The organism is Bacillus yunxiaonensis, assembly GCF_037104695.1.
Classification (GTDB): Bacteria; Bacillota; Bacilli; order Bacillales; family Bacillaceae_G; genus Bacillus_A; species Bacillus_A yunxiaonensis.
This window is the reverse complement of sequence record NZ_JBAWSV010000002.1, coordinates 289540-314678: the sequence shown is the minus strand read 5'-3', so window position 1 is coordinate 314678 and position 25139 is coordinate 289540. Positions and strand designations below refer to the sequence as shown.

27 protein-coding genes are annotated in these 25139 nt (G+C 37.4%); 25 read left to right on the top strand and 2 right to left on the bottom strand.

The annotated features are described in order from the left end of the window. The first annotated feature begins 135 nt into the window (after positions 1-135). The 25 genes from dnaJ (at position 136) to WAX78_RS07600 (ending at position 23143) form a co-directional block, all read left to right on the top strand. Positions 136-1251: a molecular chaperone DnaJ gene (gene dnaJ / locus WAX78_RS07720; protein ID WP_336481705.1), complete on the top strand. Its 1116-nt coding sequence runs from the start codon at positions 136-138 to the stop codon at positions 1249-1251. A 28-nt stretch (positions 1252-1279) separates the two neighbouring features. Then, positions 1280-2218 (top strand): 50S ribosomal protein L11 methyltransferase, encoded by a 939-nt coding sequence (gene prmA / locus WAX78_RS07715; RefSeq protein WP_336481704.1) that lies wholly within the window; start codon positions 1280-1282, stop codon positions 2216-2218. 177 nt (positions 2219-2395) lie between these two features. Then, entirely contained in the window at positions 2396-3145 is a 750-nt protein-coding gene (locus WAX78_RS07710) for a 16S rRNA (uracil(1498)-N(3))-methyltransferase (protein ID WP_336481703.1), read from the top strand. Positions 3146-3151: 6 nt separating this feature from the next. Beyond that, entirely contained in the window at positions 3152-4504 is a 1353-nt protein-coding gene (mtaB, locus tag WAX78_RS07705) for a tRNA (N(6)-L-threonylcarbamoyladenosine(37)-C(2))-methylthiotransferase MtaB (RefSeq protein WP_336481702.1), read from the top strand. Between the two features lie 164 nt (positions 4505-4668). Further along, positions 4669-5334, top strand: a complete 666-nt coding sequence (deoC, locus tag WAX78_RS07700) for a deoxyribose-phosphate aldolase (RefSeq protein WP_336481701.1) — start codon at positions 4669-4671, stop codon at positions 5332-5334. A 434-nt stretch (positions 5335-5768) separates the two neighbouring features. After that, positions 5769-5942, top strand: a complete 174-nt coding sequence (gene rpsU / locus WAX78_RS07695; protein WP_020062243.1) for a 30S ribosomal protein S21 — start codon at positions 5769-5771, stop codon at positions 5940-5942. Positions 5943-5957: 15 nt separating this feature from the next. Continuing rightward, complete coding sequence (locus WAX78_RS07690; protein ID WP_336481700.1) at positions 5958-6401, top strand: GatB/YqeY domain-containing protein; 444 nt, start codon at positions 5958-5960, stop codon at positions 6399-6401. A gap of 106 nt (positions 6402-6507) precedes the next feature. Beyond that, entirely contained in the window at positions 6508-6801 is a 294-nt protein-coding gene (gene yqfC / locus WAX78_RS07685) for a sporulation protein YqfC (RefSeq protein ID WP_154710175.1), read from the top strand. Positions 6802-6993: 192 nt separating this feature from the next. Continuing rightward, the gene (gene yqfD, locus WAX78_RS07680) at positions 6994-8193 is read left to right on the top strand and encodes a sporulation protein YqfD (protein WP_336481699.1); all 1200 of its coding nucleotides are present in this window, start codon (positions 6994-6996) and stop codon (positions 8191-8193) included. A gap of 7 nt (positions 8194-8200) precedes the next feature. Beyond that, complete coding sequence (locus tag WAX78_RS07675; RefSeq protein ID WP_336481698.1) at positions 8201-9160, top strand: PhoH family protein; 960 nt, start codon at positions 8201-8203, stop codon at positions 9158-9160. Positions 9161-9325: 165 nt separating this feature from the next. Beyond that, a complete protein-coding gene (locus WAX78_RS07670; RefSeq protein WP_336481697.1) occupies positions 9326-11467 on the top strand; it encodes an HD family phosphohydrolase in 2142 nt (713 codons plus the stop codon). Then, complete coding sequence (gene ybeY / locus WAX78_RS07665) at positions 11468-11938, top strand: rRNA maturation RNase YbeY (RefSeq protein WP_336481696.1); 471 nt, start codon at positions 11468-11470, stop codon at positions 11936-11938. Further along, positions 11935-12288, top strand: coding sequence for a diacylglycerol kinase family protein (locus tag WAX78_RS07660; protein ID WP_336481695.1), 354 nt, complete (start codon positions 11935-11937; stop codon positions 12286-12288). The genes ybeY and WAX78_RS07660 overlap by 4 nt, the downstream gene beginning before the upstream one ends. A gap of 55 nt (positions 12289-12343) precedes the next feature. Next, complete coding sequence (locus WAX78_RS07655; protein WP_336481694.1) at positions 12344-12742, top strand: cytidine deaminase; 399 nt, start codon at positions 12344-12346, stop codon at positions 12740-12742. Continuing rightward, positions 12735-13643 (top strand): GTPase Era, encoded by a 909-nt coding sequence (gene era / locus WAX78_RS07650; protein WP_336481693.1) that lies wholly within the window; start codon positions 12735-12737, stop codon positions 13641-13643. Before WAX78_RS07655 ends, era begins: the two co-directional genes overlap by 8 nt. A 260-nt stretch (positions 13644-13903) precedes the next feature. Next, positions 13904-14047 (top strand): YqzL family protein, encoded by a 144-nt coding sequence (locus tag WAX78_RS07645; RefSeq protein ID WP_090916686.1) that lies wholly within the window; start codon positions 13904-13906, stop codon positions 14045-14047. 33 nt (positions 14048-14080) lie between these two features. Continuing rightward, the gene (gene recO / locus WAX78_RS07640; RefSeq protein WP_336481692.1) at positions 14081-14827 is read left to right on the top strand and encodes a DNA repair protein RecO; all 747 of its coding nucleotides are present in this window, start codon (positions 14081-14083) and stop codon (positions 14825-14827) included. A 104-nt stretch (positions 14828-14931) separates the two neighbouring features. Next, positions 14932-15564, top strand: coding sequence for a helix-turn-helix transcriptional regulator (locus WAX78_RS07635; RefSeq protein ID WP_230574874.1), 633 nt, complete (start codon positions 14932-14934; stop codon positions 15562-15564). A gap of 29 nt (positions 15565-15593) precedes the next feature. Next, on the top strand, positions 15594-16406 hold the full coding sequence (locus WAX78_RS07630; RefSeq protein ID WP_336481691.1) for a pyruvate, water dikinase regulatory protein: 813 nt from the start codon (positions 15594-15596) through the stop codon (positions 16404-16406). A gap of 354 nt (positions 16407-16760) precedes the next feature. Then, positions 16761-17120: a DUF188 domain-containing protein gene (locus WAX78_RS07625; RefSeq protein ID WP_336482011.1), complete on the top strand. Its 360-nt coding sequence runs from the start codon at positions 16761-16763 to the stop codon at positions 17118-17120. Positions 17121-17158: 38 nt separating this feature from the next. Next, a complete protein-coding gene (gene dnaG / locus WAX78_RS07620; protein ID WP_336481690.1) occupies positions 17159-18955 on the top strand; it encodes a DNA primase in 1797 nt (598 codons plus the stop codon). A 58-nt stretch (positions 18956-19013) separates the two neighbouring features. Further along, positions 19014-20135, top strand: coding sequence for an RNA polymerase sigma factor RpoD (rpoD, locus tag WAX78_RS07615; protein WP_336481689.1), 1122 nt, complete (start codon positions 19014-19016; stop codon positions 20133-20135). Between the two features lie 385 nt (positions 20136-20520). Continuing rightward, the gene (gene cccA, locus WAX78_RS07610) at positions 20521-20880 is read left to right on the top strand and encodes a cytochrome c550 (protein ID WP_336481688.1); all 360 of its coding nucleotides are present in this window, start codon (positions 20521-20523) and stop codon (positions 20878-20880) included. A gap of 437 nt (positions 20881-21317) precedes the next feature. Beyond that, the gene (locus WAX78_RS07605; RefSeq protein WP_336482010.1) at positions 21318-22025 is read left to right on the top strand and encodes a tRNA (adenine(22)-N(1))-methyltransferase; all 708 of its coding nucleotides are present in this window, start codon (positions 21318-21320) and stop codon (positions 22023-22025) included. Continuing rightward, complete coding sequence (locus tag WAX78_RS07600; RefSeq protein WP_336481687.1) at positions 22022-23143, top strand: Nif3-like dinuclear metal center hexameric protein; 1122 nt, start codon at positions 22022-22024, stop codon at positions 23141-23143. Before WAX78_RS07605 ends, WAX78_RS07600 begins: the two co-directional genes overlap by 4 nt. A gap of 80 nt (positions 23144-23223) precedes the next feature. Here WAX78_RS07600 and WAX78_RS07595 read toward each other — a convergent pair whose 3' ends face one another. Together WAX78_RS07595 and vrrA are read right to left on the bottom strand one after the other, a co-directional pair. Then, complete coding sequence (locus tag WAX78_RS07595; RefSeq protein WP_336481686.1) at positions 23224-24165, bottom strand: 4-hydroxy-3-methylbut-2-enyl diphosphate reductase; 942 nt, start codon at positions 24163-24165, stop codon at positions 23224-23226. Between the two features lie 89 nt (positions 24166-24254). Further along, on the bottom strand, positions 24255-24977 hold the full coding sequence (vrrA, locus tag WAX78_RS07590) for a VrrA/YqfQ family protein (RefSeq protein WP_413789175.1): 723 nt from the start codon (positions 24975-24977) through the stop codon (positions 24255-24257). Between the last annotated feature and the right edge of the window lie 162 nt (positions 24978-25139).

Sequence of the window (25139 nt, the reverse complement as noted above, 5' to 3'; positions counted from 1 at the left end):
TGCACACGGAGTCTTTTGTGTGAGAGTCCAATGTTTTTCTTTTTGCATACTGTAAGTGAGGAAACAGTGTTGCAAAGCACTTTCTTTCGATGTTAAAATTACGTTTATGTGAAAGGATTCGGGGGTTGTAAACTTATGAGTAAACGAGATTACTATGAGGTACTTGGCGTTAGCAAGGGCGCTTCAAAAGACGAGATTAAAAAAGCATACCGTCGTTTGGCGAAAAAGTATCATCCAGATGTAAGTACAGAAGAAAATGCAATTGAAAAATTTAAAGAAGTGCAAGAAGCATACGAAGTATTAAGTGATGATTCAAAACGTGCGCAGTACGATCAATTTGGTCATGCTGATCCAAATCAAGGCTTTGGTGGTTTTGGCGGTGGTGATTTCGGTGGTGGATTCGGTTTTGAAGACATCTTCAGTTCATTCTTTGGTGGCGGAGGCGGCGGCAGACGCCGTGATCCAAATGCACCGCGTCAAGGTGCAGACCTTCAATATCAAGTTTCTTTAAAATTTGAAGAGTCAATTTCTGGTAAGGAAATGGATATTGAAATTCCAACTGAAGATCCTTGTAATACATGTAGTGGTAGCGGAGCAAAACCGGGAACTTCGAAAGAAACATGTAAACATTGTTCTGGAACAGGTCAAGTTAGCGTGGAGCAAAACACACCATTTGGTCGTATTGTGAATCGTCAAGCTTGTAGACAATGCTCTGGAACAGGTCAAATAATTAAAGAAAAATGTACAACATGTCATGGCTCTGGAAAAGTACGTAAAATTAAAAAAATTAACGTTAAAATTCCAGCAGGTATTGATAATGGTCAACAAATTCGCGTGTCTGGTAAAGGGGAAGCTGGTATAAACGGCGGCCCAGCAGGAGACTTGTATGTAGTAGTTCGTGTGAAAGAGCATGAATTCTTCCATCGCGAAGGTGATGATATTATTTGTGAAATGCCATTAACATTTGCGCAAGCAGCACTTGGAGATGAAGTGGAAGTTCCGACTGTGCATGGAAAAGTAAAATTAAAAATTCCAGCAGGAACACAAACAGGAACAGAATTCCGTTTAAAAGGAAAAGGCGCTCCAAACGTACGTGGATATGGGCAAGGTGACCAATATGTTGTTGTTCGTGTTGTTACACCAACAAAATTAACATCACACCAAAAAGAATTGCTGAGAGAATTTACAGGTCAAGAAGACCATGATGATAGCCTATTTAAAAAGCTTAAGCGAGCTTTTAAAGGGGAATAATGGAAATAAAAAATGGAGTTGGTAAATTGTGAAATGGTCAGAAATTAGTATTCATACAACAGAGGAAGCTGTAGAAGCAATCTCGCATATTTTACATGAAGCAGGAGCAAGCGGTGTTGCGATCGAAGATCCTGCTGAATTAACGAAAGAGCGTGAACAACAATTTGGTGAGATTTATGCGTTAAATCCAGCTGAATATCCAACAGAAGGTGTACTTGTAAAAGCGTATTTCCCAAAGAATGATACTTTGCAAGAAACAATTACAAGTGTAAAATCATCCATTGATCTGTTGCCTTCTTATGGAATCGAGATTGGAGCAGCAACTGTATCTGTTAATGAGGTAGATGAAGAGGATTGGGCAACTGCTTGGAAAAAGTATTACCATCCAGTGAAAATTTCTGATACATTTACAATTGTGCCAACATGGGAAGAGTATACACCTTCTTCACCAGAAGAAAAAATTATCGAGTTAGATCCAGGGATGGCATTTGGTACAGGAACGCATCCAACAACAACGATGTGTATTCGTGCTTTAGAAAAAACAGTACAATCTGGCGATACTGTTATTGACGTTGGAACAGGCTCTGGTGTGTTAAGTATTGCTGCTGCCAAACTAGGTGCTGCGTCTATTCAAGCATACGATTTAGATCCAGTTGCAGTAGAGAGTGCTGAGATGAACGTCCGATTAAATCATACAGAGAATGTTGTAACTGTTGGACAAAACAGTTTACTAGAAGGCATTGAAGGCCCTGTTGATTTAATTGTCGCAAATTTACTAGCGGAAATTATTTTATTATTCCCCGAAGATGCAGCAAAAGTTGTTAAGCAAGGTGGATTATTCATTACATCTGGTATTATTGCTGCGAAAGAGAAAATTGTAACAGAAGCGTTAGTAAATGCAGGTTTTACAGTAGAAGAAGTGTTAACGATGGAAGATTGGGTAGCAATTATTGCGCGTAAAGGGTAAGTTAGAGTTTTCCCTATTTCGGAGTTTTATTGCCCGTTTGTACGGGGGAATGTAAACGAAAAGTCTCTCGCTGGCAGTAGTGAGGGACTTGCCGTTTGTTCAATCCAAATCAAACTGTTTAGCTCTTTTCGTAAGCATTTGTTTACGAAAAGAGCTAAACCTTACTAAGGTGATATAATGCAGCGTTATTTTGTAGAAGAACAAAATATAAATGAAACGACAATTCGTATTGTAGGAGATGATGTGCATCACATCGGAAGAGTGATGCGTATGACGCCTGGTGATCACATTTATTGTTGCACAAATGGGAGAACAGCAATTTGTACAATTGCTGAAATTACCAATGAATTTATAAATGCAACTATTGTAGAATGGATAGAGATGTCAAGTGAACTACCTATATTTGTGACAATTGCTAGCGGACTGCCTAAAGGAGATAAGCTTGAGTTGATTTTACAAAAAGGAACTGAGCTTGGAGCAGCCGCCTTTTTACCGTTTGAAGCATCTCGATCTATTGTAAAATGGGATGCGAAAAAAGCCGGGAAAAAAGTAGAGCGTTTTAATAAAATCGTAAAAGAGGCAGCTGAGCAGTCTCATCGCAGTGAGATTCCTACTGTGTATGCACCTGTTTCTTTTAAAGAGCTTCTTTCGATGAGCAAAGGCTATGATAGTTGCCTTGTTGCATATGAAGAAGAAGCAAAGCAAGGTGAAAAAACAAATTTCGCTAAGGCTTTAACAAAGTTAGAGCCAGGACAAAAGGTACTCATTGTATTTGGGCCAGAAGGTGGTTTAACAGAAGGTGAAGTGTCTTCTCTTTCTGAACATGCTTTTGTACCGTGCAGTTTGGGACCAAGAATATTGCGGACAGAAACAGCGCCTTTATATGCGCTAAGTGCCGCGTCTTATCATTTTGAATTAATGGGGTGAATATATATGGCAACTGTTGCGTTTCATACGTTAGGTTGTAAAGTAAACCACTACGAGACAGAAGCGATTTGGCAACTGTTTAAACAAGGTGGTTATGAGCGAACTGAATTTGAGAAAACAGCTGATGTATATGTAATTAATACATGTACTGTAACGAATACAGGGGATAAAAAAAGTCGTCAAGTAATTCGTCGTGCCGTTCGTCAAAATCCTGATGCAGTAATTTGTGTAACGGGATGTTATGCACAAACATCTCCAGCAGAAATTATGGCGATTCCAGGTGTAGATATTGTTGTCGGAACGCAAGACCGTGAGAAAATGCTTGGCTATATTGAAGAATATCGCAATGAACGTCAGCCAATTAATGCTGTACGTAACATTATGAAAACACGTGTATATGAAGAATTAGACGTACCATACTTTACAGATCGTACGCGTGCATCTTTGAAAATTCAAGAAGGATGTAACAACTTCTGTACGTTCTGTATCATTCCATGGGCTCGTGGTTTAATGCGTTCTCGTGATGGAAAAGAAGTTATTCGTCAAGCGCAGCAATTAGTAGATGCTGGCTATAAAGAAATCGTCTTAACAGGTATTCATACAGGTGGATACGGTGAAGACATGAAAGATTATAATTTAGCAGGATTACTTCGCGATATGGAAGCGCAAGTAACAGGTTTAAAACGCCTTCGCATTTCTTCCATTGAAGCAAGTCAAATTACTGATGAAGTGATTGAAGTACTGCGCGACTCTAAAGTTGTTGTACGTCATTTACACATTCCGCTTCAATCTGGATCCAATACAGTATTAAAGCGTATGCGCCGTAAATATACAATGGAATTCTTCCAGGAGCGTTTAGATCGCTTAAAAGAAGCGTTGCCAGGATTAGCAATTACATCTGATGTTATCGTTGGTTTCCCTGGTGAAACAGAAGAAGAATTTATGGAAACGTTCAATTTTATTAAAAATAATCGTTTCTCTGAACTTCATGTATTCCCGTATTCAAAACGTACAGGAACACCAGCAGCGCGCATGGACGATCAAGTGCCAGAAGAAATCAAGAACGAGCGTGTACACCGCTTGATTGCATTATCTGATCAATTAGCGAAAGAATATGCATCTCAGTTTGAAGGCGAAGTTCTTGAAATTATTCCAGAAGAACCATTTAAAGAAGCTGATCGTGAAGGATTATATGTAGGTTACACAGATAATTACTTAAAAGTTGTCTTTGAAGGGTCTGAAGAATTAATCGGTAAATTGATTAAGGTAAAAATCACGAAAGCTGGTTATCCTTATAATGAAGCGCAATTTGTTCGTGTTCTAGAAGATGCATCTCCGAAAGAATCAGCAAGCGCATAACCGAAAAGCATGCAAACAGTTTTGTTTGCATGCTTTTTTATTTGATGGAGAAGTTAAAATATGAAAACGCTATACTTTATGATATAATGCTGAAGATTAAGGTTGTCAGACAACTGATAAGTACGAAATTATTGAGTATAAGTTAAGAAAGGGGCAATTTTAAAATGAATTATGCAAAATTAATTGATCATACGTTATTAAAACCAGATGCAAAAAAAGAGGCAATTGTTACTCTATGCGAAGAGGCAAAACAACATGATTTTGCTTCTGTATGTGTAAATCCAACATGGATTGAAACAGCGGCAGAAATTTTAAAAGGAACAGACGTAAAAGTTTGTACTGTAATTGGTTTTCCTCTTGGAGCAAATACAGCAGAAACGAAAGCATTTGAAACAAAAGATGCAATTGCAAAAGGCGCAACAGAAGTTGACATGGTGATTAACATCGGTGCGTTAAAAGATAAAAACGACGAGTTAGTAGAGCGTGATGTTCGCGCAGTTGTAGAAGCTGCAAAAGGAAAAGCACTTGTAAAAGTAATTATTGAAACATGCCTATTAACAGAGGAAGAAAAAGTTCGTGCTTGTGAGTTATCTGTAAAAGCAGGCGTTGATTTTGTAAAAACATCAACAGGATTTTCAACAGGCGGCGCAACAGTAGAAGATGTTGCATTAATGAGAAAAACAGTAGGACCAGAAATAGGTGTAAAAGCATCAGGTGGTGTTCGTGACGAAAAAGGCATGGACGCAATGGTAGAAGCAGGTGCAACACGCATCGGTACAAGCTCTGGTGTAGCGCTAGTAAGCGGAAAAACAGCAACAACTGATTATTAAAATAAAAGCGGAAGCCGCTCGTTTAGAACATGAGGGCGTTGGAGCTCTTGACGTAGAGGCGTTTTTTGCCTCGTAGGAAAGAGTGAAACGACCGATTGTTCTAGCGGCTGTAGCTGGATAAAATAAAAGCGGAGCCGATTGTTTAGTCCTGTCGGCTAAGGTTATTTGACACGAAAAACTGGGGATATTGTATCCAGATGATGAAAAGTAGAAGCGAACATTTTGGTAGAATAATGTCGCATTGATATAGAATTTTATATCGAAATTGAACGTATCGTGAAAAAAGAAGAGCGATTGCTCTTCTTTTCTTTTATCAGATAGTTGACCTAAAAGTATAAAATGTATTATAATCTTAAAAGACATGCTGAGAAAGTGTTTCTTTTTGCATGCTGAATTTAGGATGTAAGTGGATGTTTCGGAGGGAGGGAAAGAGAATGTCAAAAACAGTCGTTCGTAAAAACGAGTCTTTGGAGGATGCACTTCGCCGTTTTAAAAGATCAACTTCTAAAGCTGGTACGCTTGCTGAAGCAAGAAAGCGCGAGTTCTATGAAAAGCCAAGCGTAAAACGCAAGAAGAAATCTGAAGCGGCAAGAAAACGCAAATTCTAAGAGAGGGTGTAATTTATGAGTCTTCTCAGTCGTTTAAACGATGATATGAAACAAGCGATGAAGAATAGAGAAAAAGAAAAATTAACCGTTATTCGTATGGTTAAGGCTGCTTTACAAAATGAAGAAATTAAACTGCAACACTCTCTTGCAGAAGAAGAGGAATTAACAGTTTTAACTCGTCAAGTAAAACAGTATAAAGACTCCCTCCTTGAATTTGAAAAAGCGGGTCGTGAAGACCTTGTTGATAAACTGAAAAGCGAAATTCAGATCTTAGAAACATATTTGCCAGAGCAATTAACAGAAGAAGAATTGACTGCTGTTATTCAGCAAACTATTTCTGAAGTTGGTGCAGCTTCTAAAGCTGATATGGGCAAAGTGATGAGTGCTGTTATACCGAAAGTAAAAGGTAAAGCAGATGGCTCACAAGTGAATAAGCTTGTTTCACAACTATTAGCATAAAAAAGCGTCTCATTTATAATGAGACGCTTTTTTATGTTTTTTTTCAATTTGGACGTGATATTACAAGCCTTTTTTTCATACATATGGGATGAGAGGGGGGTCTTCGATGAGAAAGTTGCAGCAAATGAAAAATTGGATTACTAAGCAGATAGACCTACCTGCAGATGTATTCATGGATCTGCCGAGAATTACACTTGTTGGGCAGGTACATATTTATATAGAAAATCATCGTGGATTATTAGTATTTAGCGATAAAGAGGTGCGGCTTTTGTTAAAACAAGGACAATTATTAATAAAAGGAGACTCTTTTGTTATTAAAACGATTCTTCCAGAAGAGCTTTTACTTGAGGGGACCATTGAGCAAGTCTTGTTTTTAGAAGAAGAAAAGAAAGATAGATAAAGTGAAACTTCCATCCGTGAGACGCTTTTCCTCGCGAATGGTTAGTTGAATCAATCGGGCTCTTGCAGTCGGTAAGCCTTCGTTTTCTTAGTTTTACTACTACCGACTGGTTTGAGCGGGATAAAGTGATAAAGAGGGTGCAGGTCTCTAAGCGGGGCTGCGCCTTTTTCAGAAAGCTGATGGGGGCGAGTTATGAAAAATCAGTGGTTTACAAGATGGATTGGGTATGTGAAGGTGCGGATTCAAGGAAGAGGAGTAGAACGATTTATTAATGAATGTGTACGGCGTGATATTCTTGTTTGGAATGTGAAGAAAGTTGCAGATGATACACTTGTATTTTGCATGCTACTTCGTGATGTGAAACGATTACGTCCGATTTACCGTAAAAATGAATGCAAACTGTATTTTATTGGACGTTACGGGTTACCGTTTTGGAATAAGCGTTTACTTCGAAATAGCGGTTTTCTTGTTGGTTTTTTAATTTTTTTAGTAAGTGTTATCGCCTTATCAAATATGGTATGGAAAATAGAAATAACAGGGGCAAAGCCAGAAACGGAATATATTTTGATGAAAGAATTGGACAAAATGGGTATTAAGAAAGGGAAGCTGCAATTTCAAATGCCGAGTGTAGAGACTGTACAGCGTTATTTGACTAATAATATTAATGCTATTACATGGGTTGGTTTGGAAGTGAAAGGAACGACATATCACTTTAAAATAGTCGAAAAAAATGAACCGAAAAAAGAAAAAGAACAGGTACCGCAACATCTAGTTGCAAAAAAGGAAGCAATTATTACGAAGATGTTTGTAGAGATTGGAAAGCCAGCAGTTATGAAAAATGATTATGTACAAAAAGGACAACTTCTTGTATCGGGGGTGTATGGGAAAGAGGATAGCCCGACAATTGTTTCTGCTAAAGGGGTTGTATTTGGGGAAACTTGGTACAAGTCTGAAGTGGAGGTACCTTTGAAAACGACATTTCAAGTTTATACAGGGAATTCATATAGAGAGCATTATCTTACTTTCGGAAACGCAAAAATAAAAATATGGGGATTTCAGCATGATAAGTATAAGCAGTCTAAAACGGAGATAGTAAGACATGATGTTAAGCTGCTTGGTTTTACACTGCCGATTGCTTATGAAAAAGCGATTGTACGTGAAGAGGAAGAAGCAAACCGTGAATATACAGAAAAACAGGCAATGGCGGTAGCGGAGGAAATGGGACAAAAAGAATTAAAGAAAAAATTGGATGAACGTGCTATGATTATAGGGAAGAAAGTTTTGCATAAACAGGTTGAGAATGGGAATTTAAAATTATTGTTGCATTATACAGTGATTGAAAATATTGCAGAGGCTCAACCGATATCTGAATCCGATATTCAAGGAGATTGAGTAATTAATGGCTGAACAATTAGTAGAGATGAATCAACAATTGGAAAACCATAATGAAGCAATTGCTTTGTTTGGAGTAAATGATGCGCATCTAAAAGTAATTGAGAACGAACTTGAGGTATCGATTGTTACGAGAGGGGAATCTGTTCGTGTATCTGGAACAGACGAAGCGATAGCTCTTGTTGAAGGTATATTAAAACAGCTTCTAGCTGTTATTCGCAAGGGTGTATCGATTTCCGAGCGTGACGTAACTTACGCAATTCAACTTGGTCGTCAAGGAAAATTGGCTCATTTTGAAGAGTTATATGAAGAAGAAATTTTTAAAACAGCAAAAGGTAAGTCCATCCGTGTAAAAACAATGGGACAAAGGCAATATATTCATGCTATTAAGAAGAATGATATTGTTTTTGGAATGGGACCAGCAGGTACTGGTAAAACATACTTAGCTGTAGTAATGGCTGTTCGAGCATTAAAAAATGGTTATGTAAAAAAAATTATATTAACAAGACCTGCTGTTGAAGCTGGAGAAAGTCTAGGTTTTTTACCGGGAGATTTGAAAGAAAAAGTGGATCCGTATTTACGCCCTCTTTATGATGCTCTTCATGATGTGCTTGGACAAGAACATACACAAAGAATGATGGAACGCGGTATCATTGAAATTGCCCCATTAGCATATATGAGGGGACGGACACTCGATGATGCGTTTGTTATTCTAGATGAAGCGCAAAATACAACAGGAGCACAAATCAAAATGTTTTTAACGCGTCTTGGATTTGGTTCAAAAATGGTTGTAACGGGAGATCCATCTCAGATTGATTTACCGAAAGGTGTGAAATCCGGTCTCTCTATTGCAGCGAATGTATTAGACGCTGTAGCTGGACTTTCGTTTATTAAACTTGAGCAATCGGATGTTGTTCGTCATCCACTTGTACAGCGAATTATTGAAGCATATGATAAAATGGAATGATCCTGCTTGTAAGGATCATTTCTTTTTATCCCGTTCAAACGGCCGGTACAGAGAAGAAAAACCGTCTGTAAGAGCCCGATGGGTTCAACTAACCATTCGTGAGGAAAGAGCGCCTCACGAAAGGAAGTTTCACTTTATATCAGGAGAGGAGAAGGTATTGTAATTATGTCAAGGTTTCAAGAAGTTGCAAAGTGGTTTCGCAATATACAACATTCGAAAAAACTGAGCTGGATTTCTTATGTTTTAGTAGGAGCAGTGCTATTTTTTGCGCTGATGAATAATGTAAAACCGGAACAATTAGATGTCAAAATGCTGTCTATTTCAAAAAAGACAATCCATTCTCCTGTTAAAATTGAAGATAAAGTAACAACGGAAAAGAAAAAGAGAGAAGCTGCTCAAAAGGTCGAGGATCAGTATACGTATCGAAGTGAATATAAACAAAACCGAATTGATGTTGTAAATTCGGTCTTTGATGCAGTTAAAGAAGTGGATTCAGAGACCAATGCTTCGGCACCAGATGCGCAAAAAAGCTTATCGACTTCAGAACGATTGGATAAGTTAAAAAAGAAATTGCCAACGGATTTAACGAAAAGTTTGTCTGATCAAGTGCTATTGCAATTTTTAAATGCGGCAGAAGATCAGCTTCTTGTGGCGAGGGAATCAACCGTCACAGCCGTTAATAATTTAATGAGTTCTCATATTAAAATGAATGAAGTGGATCAGTTTAAAGATCGTATTTCTAACGAGTTAAAAAATGTATTTGTTAGCAATGAATTGAAACAAGCAATTATTGCACTTGGTCAGTATGCGATTGTACCAAATTATTTTTATGATCCGTCTGCTACGAAGGAACGAAAGCAAATGGCGATGGATCAAGTGGCCCCTGTTTATATTTTACAAGGTCAAATTCTTGTGAAAGAAGGCGACACAATCACAAGAGAAATATATGAACAGTTGAAGTTAGTAGGATTACTGGATCAAAGTAATTCATTTCAACCATTTTTGGGACTAGCTATTTTTATAGGTGTTCTTTTATTTTTTATGCATAAGCAATTTGAGGCGTTTTTAAAGCCGAAAAGAGAGGACAAGCCATATATCCTAGCATATACAACAATTGTTGCTATTACAGTTGTTTTAATGAAAATTATTAGTTTGTTTCAAAAGCTAGAATATGCCGGTATTGCTTATATTGTCCCAGTTGCAATGGGAACTATATTAGTGAAGTTGATGATTAGCGATCGATTTGTTTTCATAACGAGTGTGATTTTTTCGGTGTGTGGTAGTATTTTATTTAATGAAGGGGTAACGAGTACACTGAATTTTTCAGTTGGGATTTATGTATTGCTTAGCTCGCTTTCTGTTAGTATTTTCTTGCGGGAAAAAAATCGCCGTACAATGCTGCTGCAAGCTGGGGTGCTTGTATCTATTTTAAATGTGGTTGTATTAGCAGCTTTATTGTTACTGCGCAACGGAAACTTTTCACCGCTTGAGATTGGAACACATTTATTAATGGCAGCGGCATCTGGGATTATTTCATCTATTTTAGCAATGGGGATTTTGCCATATTTAGAAAGTGCTCTTGGTCTTGTTTCTAGTATGAAGTTGGTGGAATTAGCAAGTCCAAATCATCCATTGATTCGCAAAATTTTATTAGAAGCACCAGGAACGTATCATCATAGTGTCATGGTTGCGAATTTATCAGAAGCGGCATGTGAAGCTGTAGGAGCAAATGGTGTGTTAGCACGTGTAGGGGCATACTATCACGATATCGGGAAAACGGTGCAGCCGCATTTCTTTATTGAAAATCAAATGGGAATCTCAAATCCTCATGATCGGTTAGATCCTGAAACAAGCAGAGATATTATAATTGCCCATGTTACAAATGGAGTGAAAATGTTAGAAGAACACCATATTCCGCAAGAAATTATTGATATCACGGCACAGCATCATGGAACCACTTTGTTAAAGTATTTCTACTATAAAGCAATGCAAGAGGATAAAGAGAAGTACACAGAAGAGATGTTTCGTTATCCAGGCCCAAAAGCAACATCAAAAGAATCGGCAATTGTCGGTGTTGCCGATAGTGTAGAAGCGGCAGTGCGTTCGATGAATGCACCAACGCCGGAGCAAATTGACAATCTTGTTCGTAGTATTATTAAGGATCGTCTACAAGATGGACAATTTAGTGAATGTAATTTAACATTTAAAGAACTGCAAATTGTGGAGAAAACATTATGTGAAACATTAAATGGAATTTTCCATTCTCGGATTAAGTATCCGAAATTATCAGAAGAAAAGGTGAAGTAAATGGGGTTAATAATTGACTTTTTTGATGAAACGGAAGAAGTAAAAGAAGAGTATGTTGATATGATTCAGCAGTTAGTTGAAAAAGCTGCGGATACAGAATCTGTAGAAGATGGAGCGGAACTTTCGATTACATTTGTAAATAATGAGCGTATTCAAGAAATTAACCGTGATTATCGTGATAAAGATCAGCCAACAGACGTGATTTCTTTTGCCATGGAAGATATGGGCGAAGGAGAAATGGAAATTGTCGGTGTGGAAATGCCTCGTATGTTAGGGGATATTATTATCTCTATTCCGAGAGCGAAAGAGCAGGCTGAAGAATATGGCCATTCTTTTGAGCGTGAGCTTGGTTTTTTAGCAGTGCATGGCTTTTTACATTTACTTGGTTATGATCATATGACAGAAGAAGAAGAAAAGGTTATGTTTGGAAAGCAAAAAGAAATTCTCGATACTTTTGGATTGGGTAGATGAAAAAAGGGAAACTAATAAATAGTTTTCGCTATGCATTTGCTGGAATTTTCTTTTGTCTTCTCCATGAACGAAATGTACAAATTCATTGTTTGGCAGCGTGCGTTGTTAGTGGCCTTGGCTTTTATTTTCATATTACGAAAATAGATTGGCTTATTTTACTGTTGACAATTGGCGTTGTATTTGCATTGGAAATCGTTAATACAGCGATAGAGAAAACAGTTGATTTAGTAACGACTGATGTGAAACCCCTTGCTAAAATAGCAAAAGACGCAGCAGCAGGCGCGGTATTGTTTTTCTCGATTATTGCCGTTGTAATTGGCGCTATTATCTTTGGGCCGTATATGATATAGTTGCATTCCAAAGATTTTTATCTTTTCATAATGTGAATGGAAAGGACGAGACACGATGAACAGCAAAGAATTAATTCAAGAAGCGATCGAAGCGCGTAAACAAGCATATGTACCGTATTCTAAATTTCAAGTCGGTGCTGCCTTATTAACGAAAGACGGGAAAGTATATCGTGGTTGCAATGTTGAGAATGCATCATATGGTTTGTGTAACTGCGCGGAAAGAACGGCGCTATTTAAAGCGATTTCGGAAGGAAGTACAGAATTTACTGCAATTGCAGTTGTAGCAGATACAAAACGCCCAGTGCCTCCTTGTGGAGCCTGTCGTCAAGTTATGGTAGAATTGTGTGAGTCAAATACAAAAGTATATTTAACAAATTTAAGCGGTGACATTCAAGAAACAACAGTAGGAGAATTGTTACCAGGAGCATTTTTAGCGGAGGATTTACATGAATAGAGAAGGTTTTAAATCAGGTTTTGTCTCTATTATTGGGAGACCAAACGTTGGGAAATCAACATTTTTAAACCGAATTATCGGTCAAAAAATTGCGATTATGAGTGATAAACCACAAACAACACGTAATAAAATTCAAGGTGTTTATACAGAAAATGATGCGCAAGTCGTATTTATTGATACACCAGGTATACATAAACCAAAGCATAAACTTGGCGATTTTATGGTTAAAATGGCTCAAACGACAATAAAAGAAGTAGATATTGTTTTGTTTATGGTCAATGCAGAGGAAGGCTTTGGACGCGGTGAAGAGTTTATCATTGAAAAATTACAAGAAACGAAGCGACCAGTATTTTTAGTGATTAATAAAATTGACCAAGTTCATCCAGAGGAGCTGCTTGGGCTTATTGATAAATACCGTACGTTATATGATTTTGCTGAAATTGTACCTATTTCAGCATTAGAAGGAAATAATGTGGAAGCGTTAATTGGGGCGATTAAAAAATATTTACCAGAAGGCCCACAATATTATCCGGAAAATCAAGTGACAGATCATCCAGAGCGCTTTATTATTGCAGAACTTATTCGTGAAAAAGTATTACATTTAACACGTGAGGAAGTGCCGCATTCTGTTGCGGTTGTTATTGATGCAATTCAAAAGCGTGAAGGCGGAGCAATTTATGTTAATGCAACAATTATTGTAGAACGTCCGTCACAAAAAGGAATTGTGATTGGGAAACAAGGTAAGATGTTAAAAGAAGTTGGGAAAAGAGCGCGCTTTGATATTGAGTCGCTTCTTGGTTCAAGAGTATTTTTAGAGTTGTGGGTAAAAGTGCAGAAAGATTGGCGTAACAAAATGTCACAGTTACGTGACCTTGGCTTCCGCGAAGACGAATATCTATAAAGTGAAACTGCCATTCGTCAGATGTTTTTCCTCACGAATGGTTAGCTGAACCAATCGGGCACATGCTAGCAATTATCCCCACCTATTTTTTCGCTTTTCTCTGAATATTGTGTTGGGGATTTTACTGCCCGCGAATAGCGAGATAAAAACTGTATAATTTAGAAAAAATTTTCTCACATGAAAATGAACAAAATGGGTCATTTTAATAACAAAGCAAGAAATTGGATTACATGTAAGCTTACTGAGAAAGGTGGATTCTTATGTTAGATTTTACCTGGAAAGTTTTCTCGAAAACAGGAAGCATTGAAACGTATCTTCTTTTGAAGGAAATGGAAAAAAATGTAGAAGATGAAATGCAGCAGCATGAAGAAATACAAGTAGAGCTAGATTCTCCAATTTCCTAACCCATTTTGTTCGAACCTTGGATGGTGACGAACATGTTTCAAAAAATTGAGGGAATTGTCATTCGAACGATTGATTATGGAGAAACAAACAAAATTGTAACTATATTTTCCCGCGAATTAGGAAAAGTTAGTGCAATGGCCAGAGGAGCTAAAAAACCTAAAAGTAGACTGGCATCCATTTCTCAATTATTAACTCACGGTCATTTTCTCATTCAAATGGGTTCCGGTTTAGGGACATTACAGCAAGGTGAGATTATTTCTTCTATGCGAGAAATCCGTGAAGATTTATTTTTAACTGCTTATGCGTCATTTATTGTTGAACTGACTGATAAAGCGACAGAAGAGAAAAAACATAATCCGTATTTATTTGAAATGTTATATCAAACGTTACATTATATGGGTGAAGGGGTTGACCCAGAAGTTCTAGCACTAATCTATCAAACGAAAATGTTGCCAGTTTTCGGGCTTAATCCATACTTTGATACATGTGCGATTTGTCACCAGTCAACAGATTTTGTCGCCTTCTCTATTAGGGAAGGCGGTTTTCTGTGTAAACATCACGCTGAGCAAGACCCGTACCGTGTTGTGATTGGAGAAGCTGTTCACAAGCTGCTGCGGTTATTTTATCATTTTGATTTAGCGCGTCTTGGAAATGTATCTGTTAAAGACGAAACAAAAAAACAAATGCGCACAGTATTGAATATGTACTATGATGAATATTGCGGGATATATTTAAAATCAAGACGTTTTTTAGATCAGCTTGATAAATTTCAAATATAGGGGACCAAATGAGGTCCTTTTTACATACTTTCTTTTTCGAATGACATATTTAGTATATAATATTTAAGAGATAGTATAACTCTTTTCGTGTTGTAATGAAGGTGGTGATTATCATAGAACTAAATAAGCGCCAAGAACATATCATCCAGATTGTAAAAGATAACGGTCCAATTACAGGAGAAGCGATTGCTGAGCAATTAAATTTAACGAGAGCAACGCTTAGGCCAGATTTAGCTATTTTAACAATGGCGGGTTATTTAGAAGCGCGTCCGCGTGTTGGTTACTTTTATACTGGAAAAACAGGTGGGCAACTGCTTTCTGAGGCGGTTAAAAAAATTATTGTACAAGATTATCAATCTAGGCCGGCTGTAATTGATAAAAACGTTTCTGTATATGATGCAATCTGTGCAATGTTTTTAGAAGATGTCGGTACTTTATTTATCGTTGACCAAAATACATTGTTAGTCGGTGTTGTTTCTCGAAAAGATTTGCTAAGAGCAAGTCTAGGAAAGCAGGATTTAACGTCATTACCGGTAAATATTATTATGACAAGAATGCCGAATGTTACGATGTGTCGCAAGGAAGATAGCTTGTATGATGTCGCAATGGGTTTAATAGAAAAGCAGATTGATGCTGTTCCGGTTGTGAAGGACACGAAACAAGGATTAGAAGTTGTCGGTCGCATCACAAAAACTAATATTACGCGTGCATTCGTTGATTTAGTGAATCATGAGTAAGTGCAATTTGTTTAAAGTGAGGTAATGCAATGAATAGTAAAATCGTATATGTCGTATCTGATTCGGTTGGAGAAACAGCTGATTTAGTTGTTCGAGCAGCTATGGGGCAATTTCCATTTGCGCCGGACATTAGACGTGTACCGTACGTAGAAGATACAGGGACATTAAAAGAAGTTATTTCTATCGCCAAAAGTAATGATGCGCTTATTTGTTTTACGTTAGTAAAGCCCGATATGCGAAAATATTTACGGGAAGAAGCGGCAAAAGAGGGTGTAGAGGCTTATGATATTATCGGTCCTCTTATCGACCAAATTGAAGAGGTAACAGGGCAAATTCCAAGATATGAGCCAGGGGTTGTACGAAAGTTGGATGAAGAGTATTTCAAAAAGATTGAAGCGATTGAATTTGCTGTGAAATATGACGATGGTAGAGATGCACGTGGTCTTTTAAAAGCTGATATCGTTTTAATCGGAGTGTCTCGTACATCAAAAACACCACTTTCACAATATCTTGCACATAACAAGCGATTAAAAGTAGCTAATGTTCCTCTCGTGCCTGAAGTGGATCCGCCGGAAGAATTATATCGCGTGCCGAAAGAAAAATGCTTTGGCTTAAAAATAACACCTGATAAATTAAATCATATTCGCAAAGAACGTTTAAAGTCTCTTGGGTTAAGTGATGGAGCGAGTTACGCTAATATTAATCGTATTAAAGAAGAGATTGAACACTTTGAACGTGTAGTGAGTAAAATCGGTTGTCCTGTTATTGATGTATCCAATAAAGCGATTGAAGAAACAGCAAATATTATTGTGAATGCAGTGCAAAACCGACAGAAGTTTTAGCACATTTACCAAAGGTGAATGTGCTTTTTTCACTCAATTATGAAAATTTAACAGATGTGTAGCTAAGTTTAGAAAAATATATTATAATAAAAAATTGTGATAAAAACATTCATTTTACGTTTAGACTTTAATTTTTCAGAATAAACTAGGGATAAGATTTGTGAAGGAAATACTTTTACGTAAAATCGACAAAAATCTGAACAAGAAAACACACATTATGGAAGGATTCACAGAAGGGATGTAGAATAGAGAAATATGCAAAACATCACTGGAATTTTTGTTGATGCAGATGCATGTCCAGTGAAGGTAGAAATTTTGCACGTCTGTACAAAATTTCATGTCGACATTTGATTTATCGCATCCTACGCCCATCAGTCAGGAAGCCAAAAAGGAAATTGGGTATATGTAGATTCTGCACAAGATGAGGTGGTTTTTTACATCTATCAGCGTGCAAAGGCAGGAAATCTCGTTATCACACAAGATATGGGACTTGCTGGTCTTCTTGTTAAAAAAGGAGTGTACGTATTATCTCCGCGCGGCACATTTGTAACCGATGAGCATATGGATACGATTTTATATAATCGATATGTATCTGCGAAGTTACGTAGACAAGGAACCTTTACAAAAGGGCCAAAAACATTTTCTAAGCGTGATCGACAATGTTTTTTGTCTAGTTTAGAAAAAATATTGTCGAATTATAAAGGAATTCTTTAGTTTGTATCGAATACAAAATACGACACGGAGATGGAGTTATGGGGAACAAAATTCCCGAGGAAGTTGTAGAACAAATTCGTACATCGTCTGATATTGTTGAAGTGATTGGTGAATATGTGCAGCTTAAAAAGCAAGGTCGAAATTATTTTGGACTTTGCCCTTTTCATGGCGAGAACTCACCGTCGTTTTCTGTTTCCTCTGATAAGCAAATTTTTCATTGCTTCGGATGCGGAGAAGGAGGGAATGTTTTTTCCTTCTTAATGAAAATAGACGGACTGTCTTTTGTGGAATCTGTACAAAAATTAGGTGAGCGAAATGGTATTCCTGTTGCTAACTTTACATCAGAACTAGAGCAAAAACAAAACATATCTGATGATAGTACGATTATGTTGCAAGCTCATGAGCTTTTGAAAAAGTATTACCATCATCTCTTAGTAAATACAGAAGATGGCAAACAAGCGCTTTCGTATTTGCTAGAGCGAGGTATTACGAAAGAAATGATTGCAAAGTTTGAAATTGGGTATGCCACTCCCGCTTGGGATGCAGCGGCGAAAATCTTGCAAAAGCGGGGATTCTCAACGGCTGTTATGGAACAAGCTGGGTTACTTGTTCGCAGCGAGAAGGATGGCAGTTATCATGATCGTTTTCGTGGACGAGTTATGTTTCCAATTCATACATTGCAAGGAAAAGTAGCTGCTTTTAGTGGACGGGCATTAGGAGATGATACACCTAAGTATTTGAATAGCCCAGAAACACCTATTTTTCATAAAAGCAAGCTGTTATATAATTTTCATCAAGCAAGGCCATTTATTCGAAAACGAGGGCAAGTTCTTCTCTTTGAGGGGTATGCGGATGTTTTAGCAGCTGTGAAAAGTGGAATTGAAGAATCTGTTGCAACAATGGGCACTGCTTTAACTGAGGAACAGGCGAAGCTTCTGCGGCGTAATGTTGAAACTGTTGTTCTTTGCTATGATGGTGATAAAGCAGGACAAGAAGCAACGATGAAAGCAGGACAATTGTTATTGCAAACCGGTTGTGAAGTGAAGGTTGTCTCTATGCCAGATAAATTAGACCCTGACGAATATGTGCAGCGATACGGGACAACACCGTTTCAAAAACTTGTACATGCAAGTATAAGTTTTGTTGGATTTAAAATAAATTATCTTCGTTTAGGGAAAAATTTACAAGATGAATCTGGAAAAGAAGCTTATGTGAAAAGTGTTTTAAAAGAGTTAGCGTCATTGCAAGATGCAATGCAGGCGGAATCGTATTTGAAGGCATTGTCACAGGAATTTGCTTACTCAATGGAAACACTACTTGGGCAATTGCACCAATATCGCAAAGAACAAAAGGTACAGCAAAAACAGACAAAGTCAATTTCGCAGCCTTCTCAAATTGTTCATGCGAAGCCGAAATTTTCTGGTTTTGAAAGAGCTGAAAGAGAGCTTATTTATCATATGTTGCAAAGTGTAGATATCGCTTTTCGTATCGAGCCTCATATAGAAGATTTTCATACAGAAGAACATAAAGGGATTTTATATGAGCTATACGCATATTATGAAAAGGGAAATGAACCGTCAGTCGGAAACTTTTTAAGCTGGCTTTCTGATGAAAAGTTAAAAAATATTGTAACTAATATTTCAACAGATGAGATGATTAATCCCGAATTCTCAGAAGAATTGCTTCATGGTAACGTAGATGCTTTACGTCGGCATAAGCAAAAGATAAAGAAAATGGAAAATATTTTTATGCTTAAGCAAATGGAAAAAGAAGACCATTTAGCAGCAGCGCGTTTTTTCCAAGAGTATTTACAAAAGCGAAAAGCAAGAAAATAGCTTTTTGTATAAAAACTTATTATAATCATTGTTTGTATCTCGCTAAGGAGGGGAACAAATGGCTGATAAACCAGCTCGTTCTAAACAAATTGAAACTGATATAACACTTGAGCAAGTGAAAGAGCAACTCACAGAGCTCGGAAAAAAACGTGGCGTTCTTACATATGAAGAGATTGCAGAACGCATGAGTGGATTTGATATTGAATCCGAACAAATGGATGAATATTATGAATATTTAGGTGAACAAGGAATTGATTTAGTTGGCGACAGCGATGAAGATCCAAACACACGTCAATTAGCCAAAGCAGAAGAAGAGTTTGACTTAAATGATTTAAGTGTACCGCCAGGTGTGAAAATTAATGATCCTGTGCGCATGTACTTAAAAGAAATTGGTCGTGTTGACTTATTATCTGCTGAAGATGAAATTGCTCTTGCAAAACGTATTGAAGAAGGCGATGAAGAAGCGAAGCGTCGCCTTGCAGAAGCAAACTTACGTCTTGTTGTAAGTATTGCAAAACGTTATGTTGGCCGCGGTATGCTTTTCTTAGACTTAATTCAAGAAGGGAATATGGGTCTAATTAAAGCAGTTGAAAAGTTTGATTACCGCAAAGGGTATAAATTTAGTACGTATGCAACATGGTGGATTCGCCAAGCGATTACACGTGCAATTGCGGACCAAGCAAGAACAATTCGTATACCAGTTCATATGGTTGAAACAATTAATAAATTAATTCGTGTTCAACGTCAGTTATTACAAGATTTAGGTCGTGAGCCGTCTCCTGAAGAAATCGGTGAAGAGATGGACCTAGCTCCTGAAAAAGTACGCGAAATCTTAAAAATTGCACAAGAGCCAGTATCTCTTGAAACACCAATTGGTGAAGAGGACGACTCTCATTTAGGTGACTTTATTGAAGACCAAGAAGCAACATCTCCTGCAGAGCATGCAGCATATGAGTTATTAAAAGAGCAATTAGAAGATGTATTAGATACATTAACAGATCGTGAAGAAAATGTTCTTCGTCTTCGTTTCGGTTTAGACGATGGACGAACTCGTACGCTTGAAGAAGTTGGAAAAGTATTCGGCGTTACGAGAGAGCGTATTCGTCAAATTGAAGCAAAAGCGCTTCGTAAATTAAGACACCCAAGCCGTAGCAAACGTTTGAAAGATTTCTTAGAATAGAGATTTGCTTAAAGTTTACTTCAGTAATATGAAGTAAACTTTTTTCTTTTGTTAATTTTTGTTAAAATGTAGCTGTCAAAAGCAATTACAATTCTTGTAATTTATTTTACAGAATTGTCTTTTGATTTGCAAATGGTCATTTTTCGATTTTTCGATTAATTTCGTGTATTCCTAGCAAAAATATGTGGAAAATATAACTGTTTATGATGAGAAAAGTGGATATTTATCAAAAATTTACGTGATTTTGTAGCGGAATAATTGATAGAATATATGGAATATTTTTAACTTATTGTAGTTTGGTCTTTTCTGGTAGAATGTTTTCAAGTACAATATAAATGACTGAATCATCAAACTATTAAGGGATATAGAGGGGGAAAAAGAAAAAATGAAGCGTAATCCGTTAATTCCATTTGCTCTTATTGCTGTATTAGGAATTATTATGATGTTTGTATTTTCATTTCAAGGTATGAATAAATCAAAGGAGCTAGCTGAGGCGAAGAAGCCCGGGGGAAAAACGACGCAGACAGCAGCAAAACCTGAAGATATTGTAAAACAAAGTTGTACAAGTTGTCATGGTGATCAGTTGCAAGGAGCAGTTGGTCCTAATTTGCAAAAAGTAGGTGACAGACTTTCAAAAGATCAAATCCAAGAAGTTATTTTAAAAGGAAGAGGAAACATGCCATCAGGTATTATTCCAGCGGATCAAGCGTCAAAGGTTGCAGATTGGTTATCAAAGAAAAAATAATATATTGTTACATGGCAACTCTTTGCGTCTTAGCGAAGGGTCTTTTTTTTGTCTTGATTTAATGAGCAGTAAGATTCCAGCTTCAAGATCTTGAGAAGTTAAAGAAGATAGATGGGAGATGATTGCTGAGTGATTCAATTAACTATTAGTGAGGATGAAGAAAATCCTCTACTGATGAAAGTTTCACTTTATTATGTTTGCTTTCTGTTTACCTTCTTTTTAAAATAAAGAGGATCAAGATAATCTCAAAAAAGACATGTGGTGACTACATGAAACAATTATTTTATGATATATGGTAGTTTCACTTTATCGCCTAAAATGTTGAATTCGAAAAAAACGGTTTGTAAGGTAAGTAAAATAATTTATTCCCTTGCAACAACAACTATAAATTCTTTATCATGGAGACAGACTGAAAAGAGAAGGAGCAATTGAAACAAATGAATGAAGTAAAGCTTTCAAAACGATTAGAAGAAGTGGTGCTTGAAATTCCAAAGGGTTCTACTGTTGCAGATATTGGTTCGGATCATGCTTATTTACCTTGTTATACGATTTTACATAATATTGCCACACAGGCGGTAGCGGGAGAGGTTGTAGAAGGTCCGTTCCGTTCTGCCCAAGCTACGGTAGCAGAGTGCGGATTGCAAGATAAAGTGAACGTACGTAAAGGAAATGGCTTAGAAGTAATCGCGCCAGGTGAAGTGGATGTAATTACAATTGCAGGTATGGGTGGTGCGTTAATTCGTGATATTTTAGAGAATGGAAAAGAGAAGCTTAGCGGTGTAACCCGTTTAATTTTACAGCCTAACATTGCTGCGCACCATATTCGCGAATGGTTTATTGAAAATGGTTGGGAATTAATAAAAGAAAAAATTATAAAAGAAGACGGCAAGATTTACGAAATTTTAGTAGGGGAACAGGGCAACACCCTTGCACCGTACAGTGAGAAAAAAGAAGAAGCTTTGTTAATGGGACCATTTTTAATGAAAGAGAAAAATGAAGTGTTTGTAGAAAAATGGGAGAGTGAACGTACAAACTTTAAAAATATTTACAAGCAATTAGAACGTGCGACAGAAACAGAAGATACAAAAGTGAAGCGTGCAGAAGTGCTAGAGAAGATTCGTATGATTGAGGAGGTTTTATCATGAGTAAAACGCCGAATGGATATGAAATCATTTCTTTATTTGAAAGCATGTACCCAAAACATTTAGCGATGGAAGGCGATAAGGTTGGATTGCAAATTGGGGCATTGAATAAAACGGTAGATAGTGTTTTAATCGCACTTGATGTAACGGAAGAAGTTGTACAAGAGGCGATAGAAAAAGGGGCAAATTTAATTATTGCCCATCACCCGCTTATCTTTAATCCATTAAAAGTAATTCATACAGAGCAAGCATATGGACGGATTATTGAAATGTGTATAAAACACGATATTGCAGTTTATGCTGCTCATACAAATGTGGATATTGCAAAAGGTGGTGTGAATGATTTACTTGCAGATGCTTTAGGATTGCAGGAAACGGAAGTGCTTGTTCCCACTTATGCAGAAGAAATGAAAAAGTTAATTGTATTTGTTCCTTCTTCTCATGCAGAAGCAGTACGTCAAGCGATTGGTGATGCGGGAGCGGGTCATATCGGGAATTATAGTCATTGTACGTTTAATAGTGGGGGTACTGGTACATTTCTGCCGCAAGAAGGAACAAATCCGTATATCGGAAAGACAGGGCATTTAGAACAGGTGGAAGAAGTTCGTATTGAAACTGTTATTCCTGCTTCCTTGCAGCGTAAAATCATGAAAGCAATGCTGCAAGCACATCCGTATGAAGAAGTGGCATATGATATTTATCCGCTAGAGAACAAAGGTGAAACATTAGGGCTTGGGAAAATTGGGTATTTACCACAAGAAATGACATTACAACAGTTTGCAGAGCATGTGAAGGAATCCCTTGAAGTGAAGGGAGCTCGCGTTGTTGGAAACTTACATGATACTGTGAAAAAAGTAGCGGTACTTGGCGGGGATGGAAATAAGTACATAAAGCAAGCGAAGTATAAAGGAGCAGACGTATATGTGACAGGAGATATGTATTATCATGTTGCGCATGATGCGATGATGCTTGGATTAAATATTGTAGATCCGGGGCATAACGTAGAGAAAGTGATGAAAAAAGGTGTACAAAAACAATTACAAGCAAAAGTAGATGAGAGAAAATTTACTGCGCGTATTCATGCTTCAGAATTACATACAGATCCATTTACGTTTGTATAACGTGGACTAAAATAAAATCCGTTATCTTATAAGATAACGGATTTTATTTATATTATCCCGCTATTGATGGGAGTTTCACTTTATTTTGCCTTTACTTTCGGTAAGATTTTTTGTAGTGGTACGTTTCGCTTGCGCTCCCATGTTGCAGGATTTGTTGGATCGTACTGTTCAAAAAATGCGATTACCTCTTTTGTGATAGGTGTTGGTGTAGAAGCCCCCGCTGTAATAGCGACTGTTTCTATGCCTTGTAGCCATTCTAATTGAATTTCACTTACATCGGCAACGCGGTATGCTTTTGTGCTAGCAATTTCTTCAGATACTTGTGCAAGGCGGTTAGAGTTATTACTTTTTGGATCACCAACAACAATTGTTAAATCAGCAGCAGTTGCTTGTTTTGCGACCGCTTCTTGACGCACTTGCGTAGCAAGGCAAATCTCTTTATGAAATTCTGCTGTTGGAAACTTTTCTTGGATTTTCTCCATAATATGTTGAACATCCCATTGACTCATCGTCGTTTGGTTTGTGACCAAAATTTTATCAGTTGGAATGGTAAGTGTTTCAAGGTCTGCATCTTTTTCAATGAGATGGACAATGTCCGGGGCAATCCCAATTGCACCTTCAGGCTCAGGATGTCCTTTTTTGCCGATATAAATAATATGGTAGCCTTCTGCTTTTTTTTCCTCAATTAAGTCATGTGTTTTTGTTACGTCAGGACATGTCGCATCAATTGTTGTTAGGCCTTTTTCTTTTGCACGTTGTTTTACTTCAGGAGATACACCGTGAGCTGTAAAAATAACAGTGCCAGACTCAATTTTTTCTAGAATATCTAAGCGGCTTGGACCGTCAAGTGTAATAATGCCATCTTCTTCAAATGCATCTGTTACGTGTTTGTTATGGACAATCATACCTAAAATATAAATTGGTCTTGGTAAAGTTTTATCCAGCGCTGCATTGCGCGCAATGACCATCGCGTCTACAACACCGTAGCAATAGCCGCGAGGGGAAATTTTAACAATTTTCATATAATTAATCCGCTCCTTAAAAAAGGATTTGTTTGATAAAGTTAATCCTTTTTATTATAAATGAGAAGGAAGCGGATGACAAAGAAATGTTACACATATAACTTTGGTTTAGGAGTAGTAGGTTGTAAGGTTTCTACGTTTGTATCATCTTCAAGTATGATTTGAGAAGTAAGTGGTTTGCTTGTAATAGGTATTTGTTTAGGTGAAGTGGGAGTTATTATTTCGACTTCTTCTGTTTCTTTTTCCTCAGTACTTTTTCCAGATGTAAGTATTTTCATTATGTTAGGAATACTGCGGACAATCGGGCTGTATTGCTGCACGACGGGTGCAACGGATTGGGCCATTTGGACAACTTTTTCAACGTTGTTTAGCATTCCAGTGGGGTTTGAAATGAAGTTAGTGAAAAAGCTGCCAATCCCACTAGGTGCACTTCCTGCAGCTCCAGCTGCTCCGCGTGTTTCATTTGGTGCCATCATTTGAGGTTGCATCATTTTTTGCTGCTGCTGCGGTTGCATATATGGGTTGTTTTGCTGCTGCTGCTGCGGTTGCATATATGGACGGTTTTGCTGATATGGTACATTTGAGTAGGTTTCCATTTGTCTATAAGGGGGCATCATATGCATATAATCTGCAGCTGGGTCGTTTTTTTTAAACAATTTTGCAAGAAAGCCTTTCTTTTTAGGCATCATGGGTTGCATACCTGGTGATGGTGGCATACCTGGTAATGGTTGCATGCCTGATGACGGATACATTGTATAAGGATAGGGAGGCTGACCGTACATTTGTTGATATGGAGGAGATTTCATACGCATTAGGGAATCCTCCTTTCTTTAATTTGGTAATATACACCACAATATGCAATTGACAGTAAGAAGGTTAGTTTTTCCCCTGAAAAGCTAAACTAAAGATAGATTTTACTGGTAGATTTCGATATAATGTTAACTTGACTGATTAATGAACGCAGTAGAAATAAG